The organism is Paraburkholderia sp. CI2 (assembly GCF_014201055.1).
GTDB classification, from domain to species: Bacteria; Pseudomonadota; Gammaproteobacteria; order Burkholderiales; family Burkholderiaceae; genus Paraburkholderia; species Paraburkholderia tuberum.
On sequence record NZ_JACHDL010000002.1, the window covers coordinates 154105 to 172767 of the forward strand.

An 18663-nucleotide genomic window follows, 5' to 3' on the forward strand; every position below is an offset into this window, starting at 1 on the left:
CCGTATGCATTTATCCGAGCTTAAGACTCTACACGTGTCCCAATTGATCGAGATGGCCAATGGCCTCGAGATCGAAAGCGCGAACCGCCTGCGCAAGCAGGAATTGATGTTCGCCATTCTAAAAAAACGAGCCAGAGCGGGCGACACGATCTTCGGCGACGGCACCCTCGAAGTGCTGCCGGACGGTTTCGGCTTCCTGCGTTCGCCGGAAACCTCCTACCTCGCCAGCACGGATGACATCTACATCAGCCCGTCGCAAATCCGCCGCTTCAACCTGCATACGGGCGACACGATCGAAGGCGAAGTGCGCACGCCGAAAGACGGCGAGCGCTATTTCGCGCTGGTGAAGGTGGACAAGGTCAACGGCCAGCCGCCGGAGGCCTCGAAGCACAAGATCATGTTCGAAAACCTGACGCCGCTGCACCCGAACAAGGTGCTGCTGCTCGAACGTGAAATGCGTGGCGAAGAGAACGTGACCGGCCGCATCATCGACATGATCGCGCCGATCGGCAAGGGCCAGCGCGGCCTGCTCGTCGCGTCGCCGAAGTCGGGCAAGACCGTGATGCTTCAGCACATCGCGCACGCGATCAAGCAGAACCATCCCGACGTCGTACTGTTCGTGCTGCTGATCGACGAGCGTCCGGAGGAAGTGACGGAAATGCAGCGTTCGGTGGCCGGCGAAGTGATCGCCTCAACGTTCGACGAACCCGCCGCGCGTCACGTGCAGGTCGCCGAAATGGTGATCGAGAAGGCCAAGCGCCTCGTCGAAATGAAGAACGACGTCGTGATTCTGCTCGACTCGATCACGCGTCTCGCGCGCGCTTACAACACGGTGGTCCCGGCCTCGGGCAAGGTGCTGACGGGCGGTGTCGACGCGAACGCGCTGCAGCGCCCGAAGCGGTTCTTCGGCGCGGCGCGCAACATCGAGGAAGGCGGATCGCTGACCATCATCGGCACGGCGCTGATCGAAACCGGCAGCCGCATGGATGATGTGATCTACGAAGAGTTCAAGGGCACCGGCAACATGGAAGTGCACCTCGAGCGCCGTCTCGCCGAGAAGCGCGTCTACCCGTCAATCAACCTGAACAAGTCGGGCACGCGCCGCGAAGAGCTGCTGATCAAGCCCGAAGCGCTGCAGAAGATCTGGGTACTGCGCAAGTTCATTCACGACATGGACGAAGTCGAGTCGATGGAATTCCTGCTCGACAAGATCCGCCAGACGAAGAGCAATTCCGAGTTCTTCGACATGATGCGTCGTGGCGGCGGCAGCTAACGCGCGACGTTCGTGCTGGCCGTATTAGTCGGCAACTGCAACGCATGAAAAACCGCTCGCAACCTGCGAGCGGTTTTTTTTCGTCCGTCGTCCGCAGAGACAATGCGCCGCCTCAACATCAGCGTGAACGTACACGCGGTTTCTCGGAGGGGCCTCGGCTATCCCGTCGAGAACACCGGGCGGCTCGTCGGCGCCACGTCGCTGATTTCGGCGAGCGCGCTGTTCGTCTATCTGCGTTTTGCGAAGCTGCTGCCGCGCAAGAAGTGGATCATCGTGCCGGGCTTCGGGGTGACCGCGTTCGCCGCCGGGTGGATGACACGCATGTCACCGGACGTCGGCGAGGTGGCGCTCGCCCTGCCGCTGCTGCTGCGCGGCCTGCTGTTGCTGTTCATCGTGCCGCCGGTCGCGAATCTGACGTGCCGCATCTTCTTGATCGAGGAGGGGTTCACGCACGGCTACCGGCTGAAAAACATCGTCCGGCAGCTGACCATCTCCTTCGCGACCACCTCGGTGATCATCGTCGAGCAGCACCGGCTCGCGCTGCATCAAAGTCGCCTCGCGGAGTCCGTGAATCCGTACAATCCGGTCTACCAGAACACGCTCGCGACGTTGGCGCGCGGCTCCGCCGCCGGTCATGCGGCGAGCGAAGCGCACGCGCTCGCGATCGCGTCGATCAGCCGGTCGATTGGGCAGCAGGCCAGTTTGCTCGCGTCGCTCGACGGTTTCTATTTTCTGATCGGCGTCGCGATATGCGGCGGCCCGTTCGCCGCGTAGCAAAAACAGATCGACTGAAGGTGGGCTCCAAGCATGCTGTCGAAACTCACGAACTGGCTGGGCGCACGGCGTCGCGAGCGCGCGCTGCGCGACTACGCGATCGACGATTCCTTGTGGCAGGCGACACTCGCCGGCCTACCCTTTCTCACGCATCTGGAAGCGCCCGATCTCGCGCGGCTGCGCGAGATGACGAGTCTCTTCCTCGCGCAGAAGGAGTTCTCGACCGCGCACGAGCTCGAGCTGACCGATGCGATGACGGTCGGCATCGCCGCGCAGGCGTGCCTGCCGGTGCTGAACCTGAGCCTCGATCTGTATCGCGGCTGGGTCGGCGTGATCGTCTATCCGGGCGAGTTCGTGATCCGCAAGACCGTTGAGGACGAAGATGGCGTCGTGCACGAGATCGAACACGACGCCAGCGGCGAGGCGTGGGAAGGCGGCCCGGTGGTGCTGTCGTGGGAAGACGCGCAGATGACCGATGGCAGCGACGCATACAACGTCGTGATCCACGAGTTCGCGCACAAGATCGACATGCTCAACGGCGAAGCGGATGGCCACCCGCCCCTGATGCGCCGCTGGCACGCGCCGCTCGATGCGCAGACATGGGCCGATGTGTTCGACCATGCATACGATCACTTCTGTGCGAAAGTCGACGCGGTGCCCGAGCGACGCTGGGCGCGTTTCGAACGCGAGTCGCTGATCGATCCGTATGCGGCGGACCATCCGTCGGAATTTTTTGCCGTATGCAGCGAGGCGCTGTTCGTGCGGCCCCAAGCGTTCGAGGCGGAGTATCCGGAACTGTACCGACTGCTCGCGCGCTACTACCGGCAAGATCCAGCGCGCGTCGGTTTGACGTTCACGCCCCTTTGAGACGCCGCGAATGTGGGTGCCGCTTGCGCCGCAAGAGAATCCGCTGGCAGAAAAATCGCCAAGCGACTGATTTTCTGGCATAATCGCGGTTTTTCGACCGTAGGCAAGTGGCTCGCGCCTGAAGGCAGTCCCATTCGAGGCTGCACGCGGGTTGGCTACCGCCAGATTAAAGGAAAGACCATGAAAGAAGGCATTCACCCGAATTACCGCGAAGTCCTGTTCGTCGACATGTCGAACGACTTCAGGTTCGTGACGCGCTCGACCATCCAGACGCGCGAAACCGCGGAATTCAACGGCAAGACCTATCCGCTCGCGAAGATCGAAGTGTCGTCGGAATCGCATCCGTTCTACACCGGCCAGCAAAAGATCATGGACACGGCCGGCCGCGTCGAGAAGTTCAACAAGAAGTTCGGCGCACGTGCTTCGGGCAAGGCAGTAAAGTAATACCACAACGGTGCCGGCTACCGGCCGGCAACGGAGCAAACAGAAAGGGCAGCGCGAGCTGCCCTTTTTTGTCGCCTGCGCTTGTGCGCCCGCTGGGTCGCACGCCGCGCTTTCGCGACACTGTGTTACAGCTTGTCCATTGACGTTGCCGGGCGTTACCGGCCGTGACGTGCATCGCACGGCACGACTACAATGCCGGATGCTCGAAACGGGCCCTCGCGCCCTGACCTGCCGGGCCGCTCCGGCTGCATCGTTTATCCAGACTCCACACACCGCATGAGACCTGTCGTTCGCCTCACCGCCTCTGCGACCAGTGCGTTGCCGCGCTGGCTGCTGCTGGCCATCTGTATCGTCTACGCCTCGTTCGGCCTGTTCGGCCGCGATCCGTGGAAGAACGAGGACGCAGCCGGCTTTGGTGTGATGTGGACGATGGCGAACGGCGGCGCGCACGACTGGCTGCTGCCGAATCTCGTCGGCAAATATCTGACCGAGGACGGCCCGCTCGGCTACTGGCTCGGCGCGAGTGCGATCCGCATCCTCGCACCGTGGGTCGACGCGAGCAACGCGTCGCGCGTGTTCACGGGCCTGATGTTCTGCGCGGGCTGTGCGTTCGTCTGGTACGCCGCGTATCTGCTCGGCCGGCGCGCCGAAGTGCAGCCATTCAAATATGCGTTCGGCGGCGAGCCGGAACCGCGCGACTATGGCCGCACGCTCGCCGATGGCGCACTGCTGATCCTGCTCGCGTGCTTCGGCCTCGCCGAGCGCGGTCACGAGACCACGCCGCAGCTCGCACAGTTCGTCTGCATCGCGATGCTCGTGTACGGCCTCGTGCGCATGATCGACAAGCCAATTCAGGGCGCGCTGATCTGGGGTCTCGCGATCGGCCTCGTCACACTCGCGAGCAGCCCGGTGCTGGTCGGCGCGCTGCTGCTCGGCACGCTCGCGATGACGCTGATCGTACGCGAAACGCGATCGCGCTGGCTGCTGCTCGCGGGTCTGCCCGTGGCGCTCGTGCTCGCGGTGTCGTGGCCGATCATCGCGCTCACCGCGTTCCCGGACGACGCTGTCTGGTATCTGAACCAGTGGCTGCACGTGAGCCTGAGTTCGTTCGCGGGCCCGCCCGGCTCGGTCGCCGCGTATGCGCTGAAAAACCTGCCGCTCTTCACATGGCCCGCCTGGCCACTCGCGCTGTGGTCGTGGTTCAGCTGGCAGGGACTGCGGCGCGCGCCGCACGTGGCGATTCCGCTGTCGGTGATCGGGCCGCTGTTCGTGCTCGTCGTGCTGCAAAGCCATCAGTCGAACCGACTCTACATGCTGCTGCTGCCGCCACTTGCGGTACTCGCCACTTTCGCGCTGCCGACGCTCAAGCGCGGCGCGATCAACGCGATCGACTGGTTCGCGCTGCTGAGCTTCACGATCCTCGGCAGCTTCGTATGGCTCGTGTATGTGGCAGGCCTGACCGGCTTTCCGCATCCGCTCGCGCGCAATCTCGCGCGACTCGCGCCCGGCTTCGTGCCGCAGTTCAAGATTCTGTCGTTCGTGTGCGCGGTCGCGGTGACCGTGTGCTGGTTCCTGCTGGTGCGCTGGCGCCTCGCGCGTCATCCGAAGGTGCTGTGGCGCAGCGTCGTGCTGTCGAGCGCCGGCACCACGCTGATGTGGGTGTTGCTGATGACGCTGTGGCTGCCGGTCGTCAACTACAGCCGGACCTATCGCGACGTCGCGCAGCAGATCGCCGCCCACTTGCCCGATGACTACACGTGCATCGCGCCGGTGCGCCTGGGCAATGCGCAGATCGCGACATTCGCGTATTTCGGCGACATGCATTTCTCGTTCAACCAGGACTGCGACGTAATCCTGCGTCAGGACTCGCAGGACTACGGCAACCCGAGCGCGATGCCCGACTACATCTGGAAGCTCGTGTGGGAAGGCCGCCGCGCGGCGGACCGCGACGAGCGCTTCCGCCTGTACGTGCGCATCGACCGTCCCAAGCCGCCGCCCGGCAAGCGCCGCAACTGGCACAAGAAGCGCGACTGACGATGTTCGCCGACGTACGGAAGATCGCCGCGCTCGCGTGGCCCGTATTGATCGGCCAGTTGGCCATCATCGCGTTCGGCGTGATCGACACGGCGATGGTCGGGCGCTACTCGGCCGTCGATCTGGCCGCGCTCGGCCTCGGCTCGTCGATCTACGTCTCGGTCTATATCGGCCTGACCGGCATCCTGACCGCGCTGCAGCCGATCACCGCGCAACTGTACGGCGCGCGTCGCTACGGCGAGATCGGCGAAGAGGTCCGCCAGTCATGGTGGCTTGCCGCCGCGCTGACCGTGATCGGCTTTCTGATCCTGTTCTTCCCCGGAGCGCTGCTGGCGTTGTCGCGGGTGCCCGACGCGTTGCACGAGCGCACGCTCGCGTACCTGCGGATTCTCGCGTTCGGGCTGCCCGCCGGCCTCGCCTTCCGGGTCTACGGCTCCGTTGCCAATGCGCTCGCCAAACCGCGGCTCGTGATGTTCCTGCAGATCGCCGCGCTGCTGCTGAAAATTCCGCTCAATACCTGGTTCATTTTCGGCGGCCTCGGCGTGCCCGCGCTGGGCGGTCCGGGCTGCGCGCTCGCCAGCACGCTGCTCAACTGGGCACTCGCGGCGCTCGGCATGCTGCTGCTCGCGCGCGTCGACGATTTCAAGGCACTCGGCATCTTCACGCACTTCTGCTGGCCGGTCTGGAAGCGCCAGGCCGCGCAACTGCGGCTCGGTATTCCAATGGGGCTGTCGTATCTGATCGAGGTCACGTCGTACACCTTCATGGCGCTTTTCATCGCGCGTTTCGGCACGACGACGCTCGCCGGGCACCAGATCGCCGGCAACGTCGGCGCGGTGCTCTATATGACGCCACTGTCGATCGGCATCGCGTCGTCGACGCTGGTCGCGCAGGCGCTCGGCGCGCATCGGCCGCAGGCGGCGCGCACGCTGTCGCGTCACGGCATCGCGATGGCGGTTGCGATCGCGTGCTGCTATGGCGCGCTCGTGCTCGTGCTGCGGCCGTATATCGTCGACGGCTATACGACGAACGCGCAGGTGGCGGCGAAGGCGTTGCCGCTGGTGCTGATCGTCGCCTGCTACCACCTGTTCGACGCGTTGCAGATCTCGACCGCGTTCGTGCTGCGCGCCTACAAGGTCGCGGTCGTGCCGACCATCATCTATGCGGTGGCGCTGTGGGGAGTCGGGCTCGGCGGCGGCTATGCGCTCGGCTTCGATACGACCGGCCTCACGCCGCCCTGGCTGACCGGCGCGCGCGGCTTCTGGGTCGCGAATACCGCAAGTCTCGCGATTGCCGGGCTCGGCTTGCTCGTGTACTGGCGATTCGTGAGCCAGCGCTATTTGCGCGAGGCTGCGGCGGCGCTGGTTGATTCGGCTGTTTGAGGGGATGGAGGGTTGGGAAGGCCACGAATAGCACCGACCGGACCGTCAGTTGCGCCCAAGCCGGAGTGAGAGACGACCTGTTCTGCATCCGCCTTTCCGTTCCCCACGCAGCTCAGCCCGCCCACGCCGCGTATGCGGCCTGCCCCTCCCGATCCTTGGCCTCGAAAATTTCCCGCGCCGCGAACAGCGCATTGAGCGCGGCCGGAAAGCCCGCATAAAGCGCCATCTGCATGAACACCTCGACGATCTGCTCGCGCGTGCAGCCGACGTTCAGCGCCGCCTCGATATGGACCTTCAGCTGCGGCTGCGCGCAGCCGAGGGTCGCGAGCGATGCGATCGTCGCAATCTCACGCGTGCGCAGATCGAGCTGCGGCCGGCTGTAGATGTCGCCGAAGCCGAATTCAATCAACAGGCGTCCGAATTCCGGCGCGACGGGCGCGAGCGCGGCGATTACCTGCTCGCCCGCCGAACCGTCGATTTCCCTGAGCTTGTCCCAGCCCCGCGCGTAGCGGTCGTTGTGTGCGTAGTCCATTGCGAGTCCTTATCGGGGTGTGAGGGCGACGAGGCTTCGTCGTCCTGTCGTGCCGGGTCGGGCTCAAGCGCGCCGCTCGTGGCCGCCTCGTAGTACGCGATCTTGTCGTCGATCGCGCCGAGGTTGCTCTGCAGATCGGCGATCCGCGCGAGCAGCGCGGTGCGATGCGCAACCAGCAGGTCGCGGCGTGCGCGCATCGTCGGATGGCCTTGCGCGCGCAGCGCGGCGATCTGCTGCATGCCGGAGATCGACATGCCCGTTGCCTTCAGACGCATCACGAAGCACAACCAGTCGAGATCGGCCGGCGAGTACAGCCGATGCCCCGTCTGCGTGCGTCCGACCGGCCGGATCAGGCCGGCCTGTTCGTAATAGCGCAGCGTGTGCGTGGACACGCCGATCGTTTCGGCGACCTGACCGATGGTGAGCGCGGTTGAGTGTTTCGACATGACGGACTCAGGTTAGGACTTCGAGTGCACTCTAAGTCAAGCGTCGGACGCCGTCATTCCTTTGTGTTGCTCATTCTTTATCGCAGACGAGTTATCGCGATCGATATCGACCGATAAATTCACCGGCACTGCATGCCGCTAAAAGCTTTAAATATTGTGTGGCGGATTTACTTGTCATCAATCGATCGGTATAAATCGTCCGCTATCTCAAATCGGGCCTGCGATTTGTCCTATGCTTAAACGCAGCGCCCGCTGACAGGATAGGTCGTCCGTTCCCGGCTAACTTTTTGCCCTCAATGGAGTGCTTGCCATGCTGAAGAAGCTTTTCATGCTTTGCGTCGCTGTGGCTTTGTCGCTGTCGGCCGGATTTGCCGCGGCCGTGGAAGTGAATACCGCCGATCAGGCCGCGCTCGAATCGGTCAAGGGCATCGGCCCCGTGCATGCGAAAGCGATTCTCGACGAACGCGCCAAAAACGGCCCGTTCAAGAACGCCGACGATCTCGCCGCGCGTGTGAAGGGCATCGGCCAGAAATCGGTCGAGAACCTCGAAGCGGCCGGACTGACGATCAACGGCTCGTCGGCACCGCCGACCGGCGCGAAGACGTCCACCAAGTCGGCCACGAAGACCACACCGGCGGCTCCCGCGGCAACCACCGCCGCCGCGCCCGCTGCCACGACGGCAGCGCCGGCCGCGGCTGCCCCCGCCTCGGCCGCGAAGCCGTCGAAGTCGAAGAAGAAGGACAAGGCCGCAGGATCCGAAGCGGCAGCCGCTTCGGCTCCGGCCGTCGCGGCTAGCGCACCGGCCGACGCGTCCGGCACCAAGGCTTCGAAGAAGAAAGCGAAGAAGAGCAAGGCGGCATCCGCCGCGGCTGCGTCCGGCGCATGATGCCGGCGGGGCTGCCGCCCTGCGTTTCACCGCGACACGCAACCGCGCGTCGACGTCACCCGCCCGGCCGTCATACGCGCCGGCATTGAAGAGAGACCGTCATGAGCCTACTCGACACCATCGGTTCCCTGCTTGGCAAATCGCCAGAAGGCGGCGGCCAGCCAGCGCTGATCGCCGCCGCGCTCGAATTCGTCAACAACCAGCCTGGTGGCCTGAACGGCCTGATCCAGCGCTTCCAGGAAAAGGGCCTCGGCGACGTCGTGTCGTCGTGGGTCGGCAATGGCGAAAACCAGCCGATCGCACCCGACGCGCTGCATAACGTGCTGGGCTCGGAAGCCGTGACCGGTCTCGCCGCCAAGGCCGGCGTCCAGCCGGATCAGGTGACGGGTCTGCTGTCGCAGATCCTGCCGCACGTCGTCAACGCGGCCACGCCGGAAGGCGAAGTGCCGGCCGATGGCAAGCTGAACGCGACCACGGTGCTCGGCGCGCTCGGCGGCCTGTCGGCGCTGCTCGGCAACAAGGGCAACGCTTAAGCACGCTGTGCTCCATGCGCTGGCGGCTTGCAGAGACCTTCGCTCCACGGTGATGCCACCGGTTTGAAATCGGCGGGCAAAAGAAAACCGGCAACGAAGTCACCTTCGTTGCCGGTTTCTTAACGTTGGCGGGAACGACTCGCCTGCCGTCGTCCCTTCGCATCATCAAGCCATCGCCTTCAGTGCACGACGCGCTCGAACAGCAGCTTGCCGTCGTGCACTTCGACCGGAATTACATCCTTCGGACCGAACTTGCCGGCCAGAATCAGCTTCGCGATCGGGTTCTCGATCTCCTGCTGGATCGCGCGCTTCAGCGGCCGCGCACCGAACAGCGGGTCGTAGCCGACCTTGCCGATGTGCTCGAGCGCCGCGTCCGACACCACCAGCTGCATGTCGAGCTTCGCGAGCCGCTCGTGCAGACGCTGCAACTGGATCCGCGCGATCGACTGGATGTTCGAGCGATCGAGCGCGTGGAACACGACGACGTCGTCGATCCGGTTCAGGAACTCGGGCCGGAAGTGCAGCTTCACCTCTTCCCACACGGCGTCCTTCACGGCTTCCTGCGGCTCGCCGACCATCGCCTGGATGACCTGCGAACCGAGGTTCGAGGTCATCACGATCACCGTGTTCTTGAAGTCGACGGTGCGGCCCTGGCCATCGGTCATGCGGCCGTCGTCGAGCACCTGCAGCAGCACGTTGAACACGTCCGGATGCGCCTTCTCGATTTCGTCGAGCAGGATCACGCTATACGGCTTGCGGCGCACGGCCTCGGTCAGATAACCGCCCTCCTCGTAGCCGACGTAACCCGGCGGCGCGCCGATCAGACGCGCGACGCTGTGCTTCTCCATGAACTCGCTCATGTCGATACGGATGAGATGCTCTTCCGAATCGAACAGGAACGACGCCAACGCCTTGCACAGCTCGGTCTTGCCGACGCCGGTCGGCCCGAGGAACAGGAACGAGCCATACGGACGGTTCGGGTCCGACAGACCCGCGCGCGAGCGGCGAATCGCATCGGCGACCGCGCTGATCGCCTCGTCCTGGCCGACCACGCGCTCATGCAGCTTCGACTCGATCTGCAGCAGCTTTTCGCGCTCGCCCTGCATCATGCGCGACACCGGAATGCCGGTGGCCCGCGACACGACCTCGGCGATTTCTTCCGCGCCGACCTGCGTGCGCAACAGACGCGGACGCTTCGGACTGTTCTGCTCCTCGGCCTCGGCGCGCGTGACTTCCTTCAGCTGCGCCTCGAGACCCGGCAGCTTGCCGTACTGCAACTCGGCCACCTTCTCGAGCTTGCCCTCACGCTGCAGACGCACGATTTCCGCACGCGTCTTCTCGATCTCTTCCTTCAGCTGCGCGCTGCCTTGCACCGCCGCTTTTTCCGCGGTCCAGATTTCATCGAGGTCCGAATATTCGCGGTTGAGCCGCTCGATTTCCTCTTCGATCAGCTGCAGACGCTTCTGCGATGCTTCGTCCTTCTCCTTCTTCACCGCTTCGCGTTCGATCTTCAGCTGGATCAGACGACGGTCGAGCCGATCCATCTCCTCCGGCTTCGAGTCGATTTCCATCTTGATCTTCGACGCGGCTTCGTCGACCAGATCGATCGCCTTGTCGGGCAGGAAGCGGTCCGTGATGTAACGATGCGACAGCTCGGCGGCCGCGACGATCGCAGGGTCGGTGATGTCGACGCCGTGGTGCAGCTCATAGCGCTCCTGCAGACCGCGCAGGATCGCGATGGTCGCCTCGACCGACGGCTCGTCCACCAGCACCTTCTGAAAACGGCGCTCGAGCGCGGCATCCTTTTCGATGTACTTGCGGTATTCGTCGAGCGTGGTCGCGCCGACGCAATGCAGCTCGCCGCGCGAGAGCGCCGGCTTCAGCATGTTGCCCGCGTCCATCGCGCCTTCGGCCTTGCCGGCGCCGACCATCGTGTGAATCTCGTCGATGAAGACGATGGTTTGCCCTTCGTCCTTCGCGATGTCGTTGAGCACCGCCTTCAGGCGCTCCTCGAACTCGCCGCGATACTTGGCGCCCGCGAGCAGCGCGGCCATGTCGAGCGACAGCACGCGCTTGTTCTTCAGCGTTTCCGGCACTTCGCCGTTGACGATGCGCTGCGCGAGCCCCTCGACGATCGCGGTCTTGCCGACGCCCGGCTCGCCGATCAACACCGGGTTGTTCTTGGTGCGGCGCTGCAGGATCTGAATGGAACGGCGGATTTCGTCGTCGCGGCCGATCACGGGGTCGAGCTTGCCTGCGCGGGCGCGCTCGGTCAGGTCGATCGTGTATTTCTTCAGCGCTTCGCGCTGGCTTTCGGCGTCCTGGCTATGCACCTGCGAGCCGCCGCGCACCGCGGCGATCGCGGTTTCGAGCGCCTTGCGCGACAACCCATGCTCGCGCGCGAGACGGCCGGCCTCGCCTTTGTCGTCGGCGACCGCGAGCAGGAACATTTCGCTCGCGACGAACGTGTCGTTGAGCTTCTGCGCTTCCTTGTCGGCCTGGTTCAACAGACCGGTCAGTTCGCGGCCGATCTGCACGTTGCCATCGGTGCCTTGCACTTGGGGCAGCCGCGTGACCGCGTCGTTCAGTGCGGTTTGTAGAGGTTGTACATGCACGCCGGCGCGCGACAGCAGCGAGCGAGCGGAGCCGTCCTGCTGCGCGACGAGTGCCCCGAGCACGTGGACGGGTTCGATGTACTGATTGTCGTGGCCAACCGCCAGACTCTGGGCGTCCGCGAGCGCTTCCTGGAATTTAGTGGTGAGTTTGTCGATTCTCATCAAGAGACCTCCAATTTCGATTACCACCAAAATGAGGCGTTTTATTAGGGTTTCAAGCGCTTTTTTGGCCTCGGTCGCAACTATTTAACATTTGAGCGCAAGAACTGCCGCGATCCTTCCCCAGTGGCGCGGCCGGGCGGGTTTGCGCACCCGGGAGCCGGCCGGATGTTCTAGTTCTTGTGGCCCAGCGTCGCCGGACTGCCGCCGCGCGTGCTATCCGATACCACCGTAATCGGCAGGGGCACCATCTGAATCGTGGAGCCTAACCCGAGCAACGCCGCGAGCGGACTTTTCGGTTGCGCGACTTCGCCGATCGTAAAACGATCGAGCTCGGCGAGAAAAGCGAGGTTCGCCGCCTGCAACGCGCCACGCAGCCGGCACTGCGTCGTGATGACGCAAGGCCGCTGTTGGCCCTGCCGGTCCGGCAGACAGCCGACCAGCGCAAAGTCGCTTTCCGTGACCCGCACCACGTCGCCGACGGTCAGCGACAGCGATTGCGCGCCGAGCCGCAAGCCGCCGTTGCGGCCGCGCACGGTTTCGACCCAGCCGAGCTCGCCCAGTTGCTGCACGACCTTCATCAGATGGTTCTTCGAGATGCCGTAGGCTTGCGAAATGTCCTGAATCGTCGATAATCCGTCGCCCCGCACCGCGAGGTACAGCAGCACGCGCAGCGCGTAATCCGTATAGTCGGTAAGTCTCATAGGTCCCGGTATAGCTTGAAAGGCTGCGAGCAAGTGCCTTGAACGTCCCGATAACCGCGTCGACGCAAGAGTTGCCGGGAACGAGCGCTACGCCCTAACATGACTGGCGGACATGACTGGCCGGCGGGCGACGTTCCGCGAATCGCGTTGCAAAACTGTTTCGGATAGCAATAGTAGCTTTTTCCGCATCAACCGTTTGTTAGAAAAACGGGGGGTCAAAGTTCAGTTCAGCCGTCATCGGCAACCGCAATTTTCTGGAATCCGCATGAATCCGTCTTTCCCCGCCGCGCCGCCGGTCGAACGCGCGGCCGAACCCACCGACGCCAATATCGGCGACCTCGTCTATGGCTTTTACGATCGCGTGCGTGCCGACCCGCTGCTCGGTCCGGTCTTCGACGCGAAGCTCGCGGGCCGCTGGGACGACCATCTGCCGAAGATGTGCACATTCTGGAGCAGCCTCGTGCTCGGCGCGAAGCAGTATCGCGGCAACGTGCAGCAGGCGCATCAGCCGCTCGAAGGCATCGAGCCGCAGCATTTCAGCCGCTGGCTGTATCTGTTCCTCGATACGGTCGAATCGCGCTATCAGCCGGCCGCGGCGGTCCGTTTCATGGAGCCGGCGCTGCGGATCGCGCAGAGTCTGCAGCTGAGCCGTTTCGGCTGGGATTACAAGATCCCGCCGGAGCAGCAGGCGCTGCTCGAGCGGGTGGCGCCGAAGCGTCGGCCGCGAGATGGCGACGTTGACGACGATGGCGAGCATCCGTCGCGGCCGGCTGGGGAGCCGTTCCCGGTGCCGATCATCGGACGCTCGCGGGACGAGTGAACGTCGGCCGGCGCCGACGCCCCTCACACAAAGACGCCGCGTGCGCCGTCGCAACTCCGCGGCCCGCGACTCGTTTACTCCGGAGTCCGATTTCCCGAATCGATTCCCCAGCGCGCGAGCGCGGCATCGTCGGTCACGCGCGCGTCGACCCAGCGCTCGCCCGCGTCGGTTTTCTCCTTCTTCCAGAATGGCGCTTCGGTCTTCAGATAGTCCATCACGAATTCACACGACGCAAACGCGTCGCCGCGATGCGCGGCCGTCGTCGCAACGAGCACGATCTGATCGAGCGGATACAGCTTGCCGACGCGATGCACGATCAGCACCTCGATGCCCGGCCAGCGTTCGCGCGCACGCTCGACGATCGCCTCGAGCGACTTCTCCGTCATGCCCGGATAATGCTCGAGCTCCATCGTCTCGACCGCGCTGCCCTCGTTGAGATCGCGCACGGTGCCGACGAAGCACGCGAGCGCGCCGATCCTCGGATTGCGCGCGCGCAGCGCGGCCACCTCGGCGCTGAGGTCGAAGTCTTCGGTCTGGACGCGAACGGGCATGGACGGCTCCTGAGGGCTTTTGTCGCTGGCGTGAACGTGATGTGCGAGAGCGCGGTTCAGCCGCCGGTGACGGGCGGAAAGAACGCGACCTCGCAGCCCTCGGTGATGCGAGCGCTCGCGCCGGTCATCACGTGGTTGCAGGCCATGCGCAGCGCGCGGCCTTCGGCGAGCGTCTCGGCCCAGATGCCGCCACGCACGCGCAGCCACGCGCGCACATCGCCGACGGTCGCGATGCCGTCGGGCACCTCGACGCTTTCGGCGGACGTATTGAGCGCTTCACGCACGCTCGCAAAGTATCGGAGTTCAATCTTCATCGGGATACCGCCGGTCTACGCCGCGCATGCCGCGGACGACCGGCCTCAGTTCAACAGTTCGGAAAACGGAATGAAGCGCACGGTTTCGCCGGCGCTGATCGCGTGGTTCGGCGGATTGTCGATCAGACCGTCGCCCCACACGGTCGACGTCAACACGGCCGAACTCTGATTGGCAAACAGATCGAGCCCTCCCGCCACGTTGACGCGCGCGCGCAGGAACTCGTTGCGGCGATCGGCCTTGCCCTGCGTGAAGTCCGCGCGCAGCGACAGCGCGCGCGGCGCGACCGCCTGCACGCCGGCCAGCCGCAGTACGAACGGACGCACGAACAGCAGGAACGTCACGAAGCTCGACACCGGATTGCCGGGCAGGCCGATGAAAAACGTTTCGGCCGGCTCGCCCCCATTTGCACCACCCGCACCACGCCGCACCGCGCCGAACGCGAGCGGCTTGCCCGGCTTCATGGCGATCTGCCACATCGACAGACGCCCTTCGGCCTCCACCGCCGGCTTCACGTGATCCTCCTCGCCGACCGACACGCCGCCGCAGGTGAGAATCAGATCGTGCGCCTCGGCGGCTTCGCGCAGCGTCGCGCGGGTCGCGTCGAGTTGATCGGCGACGATGCCATAGTCGGTCACGTCGCAGCCGAGCTTCTCGAGCAGGCCGCGCAGCGTGAAGCGATTCGAGTTGTAGATCGCGCCGGGCTTCAGCGGCTCGCCGGGCATCGTCAGTTCGTCGCCGGTGAAGAATACGGCGACTTTCACGCGGCGGCGCACCTCGAGCCGCGCGCATCCGACCGACGCGGCAAGTCCCAACGCCTGCGGCGTGAGCCGCGTGCCGGCCGGCAGGATCACCGAGCCCGCGCGAATATCGGCGCCCTGTGCGGTGATCCACTCGCCCGCCTGCGGACGATGCACGATCGTCACCTCGTCGGCAGCCGCCTCGGTCTGCTCCTGCATCACGACCGCGTCCGCGCCGGCGGGCACCGTCGCGCCGGTGAAGATGCGTGCCGCGCTGTTGGGCGCGAGCGGCGTCGGCGCATGGCCGGCCGGAATGCGTTGCGAGACCGGCAGGCGGCTGCCGTGCGCGAGATCGGCGATGCGGACCGCGTAGCCGTCCATCGCGCTCGTGTTCATCGGCGGCACGTCGAGCGGCGACGTGACGTCGGTGGCGAGCACGCGATTCAGCGCGTCGAGCGTCGGCAGCGTTTCGATACCGTCGAGCGCGCGCGCGGCGTCGAGCAGGATCGCCAGCGCATCGGCAGTGGCGAGCATCGGGGCGCGGGGCGTGGGTGTGGACATCTGGAGGGTGGAAGCCGCAGGTTAAAAGAACATTGTAGCGGCCGATGCCGTTAGCCTGGGCGGCCGGGCGTTATGGGGAGCTTTTGGTGTTTTTCGATGCGTGGCCGCGGAGGGTGCGGCCAGCGTTTTCTCGTAGTGCGGGCGTGAGCGTCGATCAACGTGAAGCGACGCGGCATCCCGCGTGAGCCGTAAAACGGCTCACGCGGCCCGCTCGCCCTTATTCGCCGGTATTCGCGACGATGAAGTCCTTCACCCGCTGCGCATCCGCGGGCACGACCTCGAAGCGCTGCGGCAGCGACTCGAGCCCCGAGAACGCCGCCGGCCGCTCCGGCTCGCGCAGCAGCGCCTCGCGGATCGTCTCGCCGAACTTGATCGGCTGCGCGGTCTCGAGCACGATCATCGGAATGCCGGGCTGCAGATGCTCGCGCGCGACCTTCACGCCGTCGGCCGTGTGCGTGTCGATCATCGTGTCGTAACGCTGGAACACGTCGCGGATCGTGTCGACGCGGGTGTCGTGGCTGCTGCTGCCCGACACGAAACCGAACTCCCTTACGCGCGCGAAGTCGCCACTTGCCGCGAGATCGAAACCGCCCTTCTCCTCGACGTCGCGGAACAATTGCAGCACGCGCGCCGGATCGCGGCCGAGCAGGTCGTACACGAAGCGCTCGAAGTTCGATGCCTTCGAGATGTCCATGCTCGGGCTGCTCGTGTGATACGTCTCGGCCGCCTTGCGTACGCGGTAAATACCAGTGCGGAAGAACTCGTCGAGCACGTCGTTCTCGTTGGTCGCGACGACGAGCTTCTCGATCGGCAGACCCATCATGCGCGCGATATGACCCGCGCACACGTTGCCGAAGTTGCCCGACGGCACCGTGAACGACACGCGCTCGGCGTTCGACTTCGTCGCGGCAAAGTAGCCCTTGAAGTAATAGACGACCTGCGCGACGACCCGCGCCCAGTTGATCGAATTGACCGTGCCGATCTTGTACTTCGCCTTGAACGCGTGATCGTTCGACACCGCCTTCACGATGTCCTGCGCGTCGTCGAACACGCCTTGCACCGCGAGGTTGAAGATGTTGGGGTCTTGCAGGCTGTACATCTGCGCGGTCTGGAACGCGCTCATCTTTTTGTGCGGCGACAGCATGAACACGCGGATGCCCTTCTTGCCGCGCATCGCGTATTCAGCGGCGCTGCCGGTGTCGCCCGACGTCGCGCCGAGAATGTTCAGCGTTTCGCCATGCTTCGCGAGCGCGTACTCGAACAGGTTGCCGATCAGCTGCATTGCCATGTCCTTGAACGCGAGCGTCGGACCGTTCGACAGTTCGAGCAGCGACAGCGGCGCGCCGTCTTCGACGCCGAGCGTCTTCAGCGGCGTGATCTGCGCGGCGCTTTCGTCGTCGCGCACGTTGCAGTAGGTCGCGGCCGTATAGGTCTTGCGCGTCAGTGCGCGCAGATCGTCGGCGGGAATGTCGTCGCAGAACTTCGACAGGATCTCGAAGGCGAGATCCGCGTACGGCAGCGTGCGCCAGCGCGTGAGTTCATCCGCGGTGACCCGCGGATAGTCGGCCGGCAGATACAGGCCGCCGTCTTTCGCGAGACCGCCGAGCAAGATCTCGGAGAAGGTATGGCGCTCGCCGGCTCCGGCGCCGCGCGTGGAGAGGTAGTTCATAGTTCGGCCTAGTTCAGCGCTTCCATGCGCAGCTTCGTGACTTGCGAGACGACGGTCTCGAGCGCCTCGATCGACCTGATCGCGGCATTGACCTGCTTTTCGACCGTCTCGTGCGTGATCAGCAGAATGTCGGTTTCGCCCTTGCCGTTCGCGTCGACGAGCTCCGATTCCTTTTGCAGCAGCGCGTCGATCGAAATGCCGGTGTCCGCCAGAATGCGCGTGATGTCGGCGAGCACGCCGGTCACGTCGGCGACGCGCAAACGCAGGTAGTAGCCGCTCGTGACTTCTTCGATCGGCAGGATCGGGGTGTTCGACAGGCTGTCCGGCTGGAATGCCAGATGCGGCACGCGGTGCTCGGGGTCGGCCGTGTGCAGACGCGTCACGTCGACGAGATCGGCGACCACGGCGGAAGCCGTCGGCTCGGCGCCCGCGCCCTTGCCGTAGTACAGCGTCGTGCCGACCGCGTCGCCATGCACGACGACCGCGTTCATCGCGCCTTCCACATTCGCGAGCAGGCGCTTTTCCGGAATCAACGTGGGGTGCACGCGCAGCTCGATGCCCTTGTCGGTGCGTCGCGTGATGCCGAGCAGCTTGATGCGGTAGCCGAGCTCCTCGGCGTATCTGATGTCGATCGCGGCGAGCTTGCTGATGCCTTCGACGTACGCGCGGTCGAACTGCACCGGCACGCCGAACGCGATCGCGCTCATGATCGTCGCCTTGTGCGCCGCGTCGACGCCCTCGATGTCGAAGGTCGGGTCGGCTTCCGCGTAGCCGAGCTCCTGCGCGGCCTTCAGCGCGGTCGCGAAATCGAGCCCACGGTCACGCATCTCCGACAGGATGTAGTTCGTCGTGCCGTTGATGATGCCCGCGATGTACTGGATGCGGTTCGCCGTCAGCCCTTCGCGCAGTGCCTTGATGATCGGAATGCCACCCGCCACCGCCGACTCGAACGCGACCATCACGCCGTTCGCGCGCGCCGCCTCGAAAATCTCCGTGCCATGCACCGCGAGCAGCGCCTTGTTGGCGGTGACCACGTGCTTGCCGTTGTTGATCGCGCGCAGCACGAGGTCGCGCGCGATACCGGTGCCGCCGATCATTTCCGCGACGATCGCGATCGAAGGATCGTCGACGACCGCGTTGAAGTCATCGGTCAGCGCCACGCTGCCGGCTTCGCCGCCGAGCGCCGCGGTCGCCTTGGCCGGGTTGCGCACGGCAATGCGCGCAATCTCGATGCCGCGACCCGCGCGACGTTTGATTTCTTCCTGATTGCGGCGCAGTACCGTGAAGGTCCCGCTGCCTACCGTGCCGAAGCCCAGCAGTCCAACTTTGATCGGTTCCATGCAGCGTGTGTTTCTAGTAGA

General features: G+C 64.8%; 17 protein-coding genes and 1 pseudogene. 9 read left to right on the plus strand and 9 right to left on the minus strand.

What is annotated here, in order from left to right:
* Positions 1 to 4 precede the first annotated feature (4 nt).
* The 6 genes and pseudogenes from rho (at position 5) to HDG32_RS04480 (ending at position 6774) form a co-directional block, all read left to right on the plus strand.
* Complete coding sequence (gene rho, locus HDG32_RS04455; protein WP_184028958.1) at positions 5 to 1273, plus strand: transcription termination factor Rho; 1269 nt, start codon at positions 5 to 7, stop codon at positions 1271 to 1273.
* 150 nt (positions 1274 to 1423) lie between these two features.
* A pseudogene (locus tag HDG32_RS04460) lies at positions 1424 to 2047 on the plus strand (MFS transporter); the annotation flags it as partial.
* A gap of 33 nt (positions 2048 to 2080) precedes the next feature.
* A complete protein-coding gene (locus tag HDG32_RS04465) occupies positions 2081 to 2914 on the plus strand; it encodes a zinc-dependent peptidase (protein WP_184063705.1) in 834 nt (277 codons plus the stop codon).
* A gap of 180 nt (positions 2915 to 3094) precedes the next feature.
* On the plus strand, positions 3095 to 3358 hold the full coding sequence (locus HDG32_RS04470; protein WP_090804621.1) for a type B 50S ribosomal protein L31: 264 nt from the start codon (positions 3095 to 3097) through the stop codon (positions 3356 to 3358).
* A 276-nt stretch (positions 3359 to 3634) separates the two neighbouring features.
* Positions 3635 to 5392: a glycosyltransferase family 39 protein gene (locus tag HDG32_RS04475; protein ID WP_184063708.1), complete on the plus strand. Its 1758-nt coding sequence runs from the start codon at positions 3635 to 3637 to the stop codon at positions 5390 to 5392.
* A gap of 2 nt (positions 5393 to 5394) precedes the next feature.
* Positions 5395 to 6774 (plus strand): MATE family efflux transporter, encoded by a 1380-nt coding sequence (locus tag HDG32_RS04480; protein ID WP_184063711.1) that lies wholly within the window; start codon positions 5395 to 5397, stop codon positions 6772 to 6774.
* Positions 6775 to 6886: 112 nt separating this feature from the next.
* Here the strand turns inward: HDG32_RS04480 and HDG32_RS04485 are convergent, their stop codons facing one another.
* Positions 6887 to 7306 (minus strand): carboxymuconolactone decarboxylase family protein, encoded by a 420-nt coding sequence (locus HDG32_RS04485; protein WP_184063714.1) that lies wholly within the window; start codon positions 7304 to 7306, stop codon positions 6887 to 6889.
* Positions 7225 to 7752, minus strand: a complete 528-nt coding sequence (locus HDG32_RS04490) for a MerR family transcriptional regulator (protein ID WP_184063717.1) — start codon at positions 7750 to 7752, stop codon at positions 7225 to 7227. Before HDG32_RS04490 ends, HDG32_RS04485 begins: the two co-directional genes overlap by 82 nt.
* A gap of 310 nt (positions 7753 to 8062) precedes the next feature.
* Between HDG32_RS04490 and HDG32_RS04495 the strand changes: the two genes are divergently transcribed.
* Both HDG32_RS04495 and HDG32_RS04500 read left to right on the plus strand, forming a co-directional pair.
* A complete protein-coding gene (locus tag HDG32_RS04495) occupies positions 8063 to 8638 on the plus strand; it encodes a helix-hairpin-helix domain-containing protein (RefSeq protein ID WP_184063720.1) in 576 nt (191 codons plus the stop codon).
* A gap of 101 nt (positions 8639 to 8739) precedes the next feature.
* On the plus strand, positions 8740 to 9171 hold the full coding sequence (locus HDG32_RS04500) for a YidB family protein (protein WP_184063723.1): 432 nt from the start codon (positions 8740 to 8742) through the stop codon (positions 9169 to 9171).
* Positions 9172 to 9350: 179 nt separating this feature from the next.
* Here HDG32_RS04500 and clpB read toward each other — a convergent pair whose 3' ends face one another.
* Together clpB and HDG32_RS04510 are read right to left on the minus strand one after the other, a co-directional pair.
* Positions 9351 to 11948: an ATP-dependent chaperone ClpB gene (gene clpB, locus HDG32_RS04505; RefSeq protein WP_184063726.1), complete on the minus strand. Its 2598-nt coding sequence runs from the start codon at positions 11946 to 11948 to the stop codon at positions 9351 to 9353.
* Positions 11949 to 12118: 170 nt separating this feature from the next.
* A complete protein-coding gene (locus tag HDG32_RS04510; protein ID WP_184043901.1) occupies positions 12119 to 12649 on the minus strand; it encodes an Rrf2 family transcriptional regulator in 531 nt (176 codons plus the stop codon).
* A 265-nt stretch (positions 12650 to 12914) separates the two neighbouring features.
* Between HDG32_RS04510 and HDG32_RS04515 the strand changes: the two genes are divergently transcribed.
* Positions 12915 to 13469 carry a group III truncated hemoglobin gene (locus tag HDG32_RS04515; protein WP_184063729.1) on the plus strand — a complete coding sequence of 185 codons (555 nt, stop codon included), beginning with the start codon at positions 12915 to 12917 and terminating at the stop codon, positions 13467 to 13469.
* A gap of 74 nt (positions 13470 to 13543) precedes the next feature.
* On the opposite strand, the gene HDG32_RS04520 is transcribed toward HDG32_RS04515, so the two are convergent.
* The 5 genes from HDG32_RS04520 to HDG32_RS04540 all read right to left on the minus strand — a co-directional run bounded on the left by HDG32_RS04520 (position 13544) and on the right by HDG32_RS04540 (position 18642).
* On the minus strand, positions 13544 to 14020 hold the full coding sequence (locus HDG32_RS04520; protein ID WP_090804601.1) for a molybdenum cofactor biosynthesis protein MoaE: 477 nt from the start codon (positions 14018 to 14020) through the stop codon (positions 13544 to 13546).
* A gap of 56 nt (positions 14021 to 14076) precedes the next feature.
* Positions 14077 to 14334, minus strand: a complete 258-nt coding sequence (gene moaD, locus HDG32_RS04525; protein ID WP_184063732.1) for a molybdopterin converting factor subunit 1 — start codon at positions 14332 to 14334, stop codon at positions 14077 to 14079.
* Positions 14335 to 14379: 45 nt separating this feature from the next.
* Positions 14380 to 15606 (minus strand): gephyrin-like molybdotransferase Glp, encoded by a 1227-nt coding sequence (gene glp, locus HDG32_RS04530; protein WP_184063734.1) that lies wholly within the window; start codon positions 15604 to 15606, stop codon positions 14380 to 14382.
* Between the two features lie 244 nt (positions 15607 to 15850).
* Positions 15851 to 17302: a threonine synthase gene (thrC, locus tag HDG32_RS04535; protein ID WP_184063738.1), complete on the minus strand. Its 1452-nt coding sequence runs from the start codon at positions 17300 to 17302 to the stop codon at positions 15851 to 15853.
* Between the two features lie 8 nt (positions 17303 to 17310).
* A complete protein-coding gene (locus tag HDG32_RS04540) occupies positions 17311 to 18642 on the minus strand; it encodes a homoserine dehydrogenase (protein ID WP_184029020.1) in 1332 nt (443 codons plus the stop codon).
* Between the last annotated feature and the right edge of the window lie 21 nt (positions 18643 to 18663).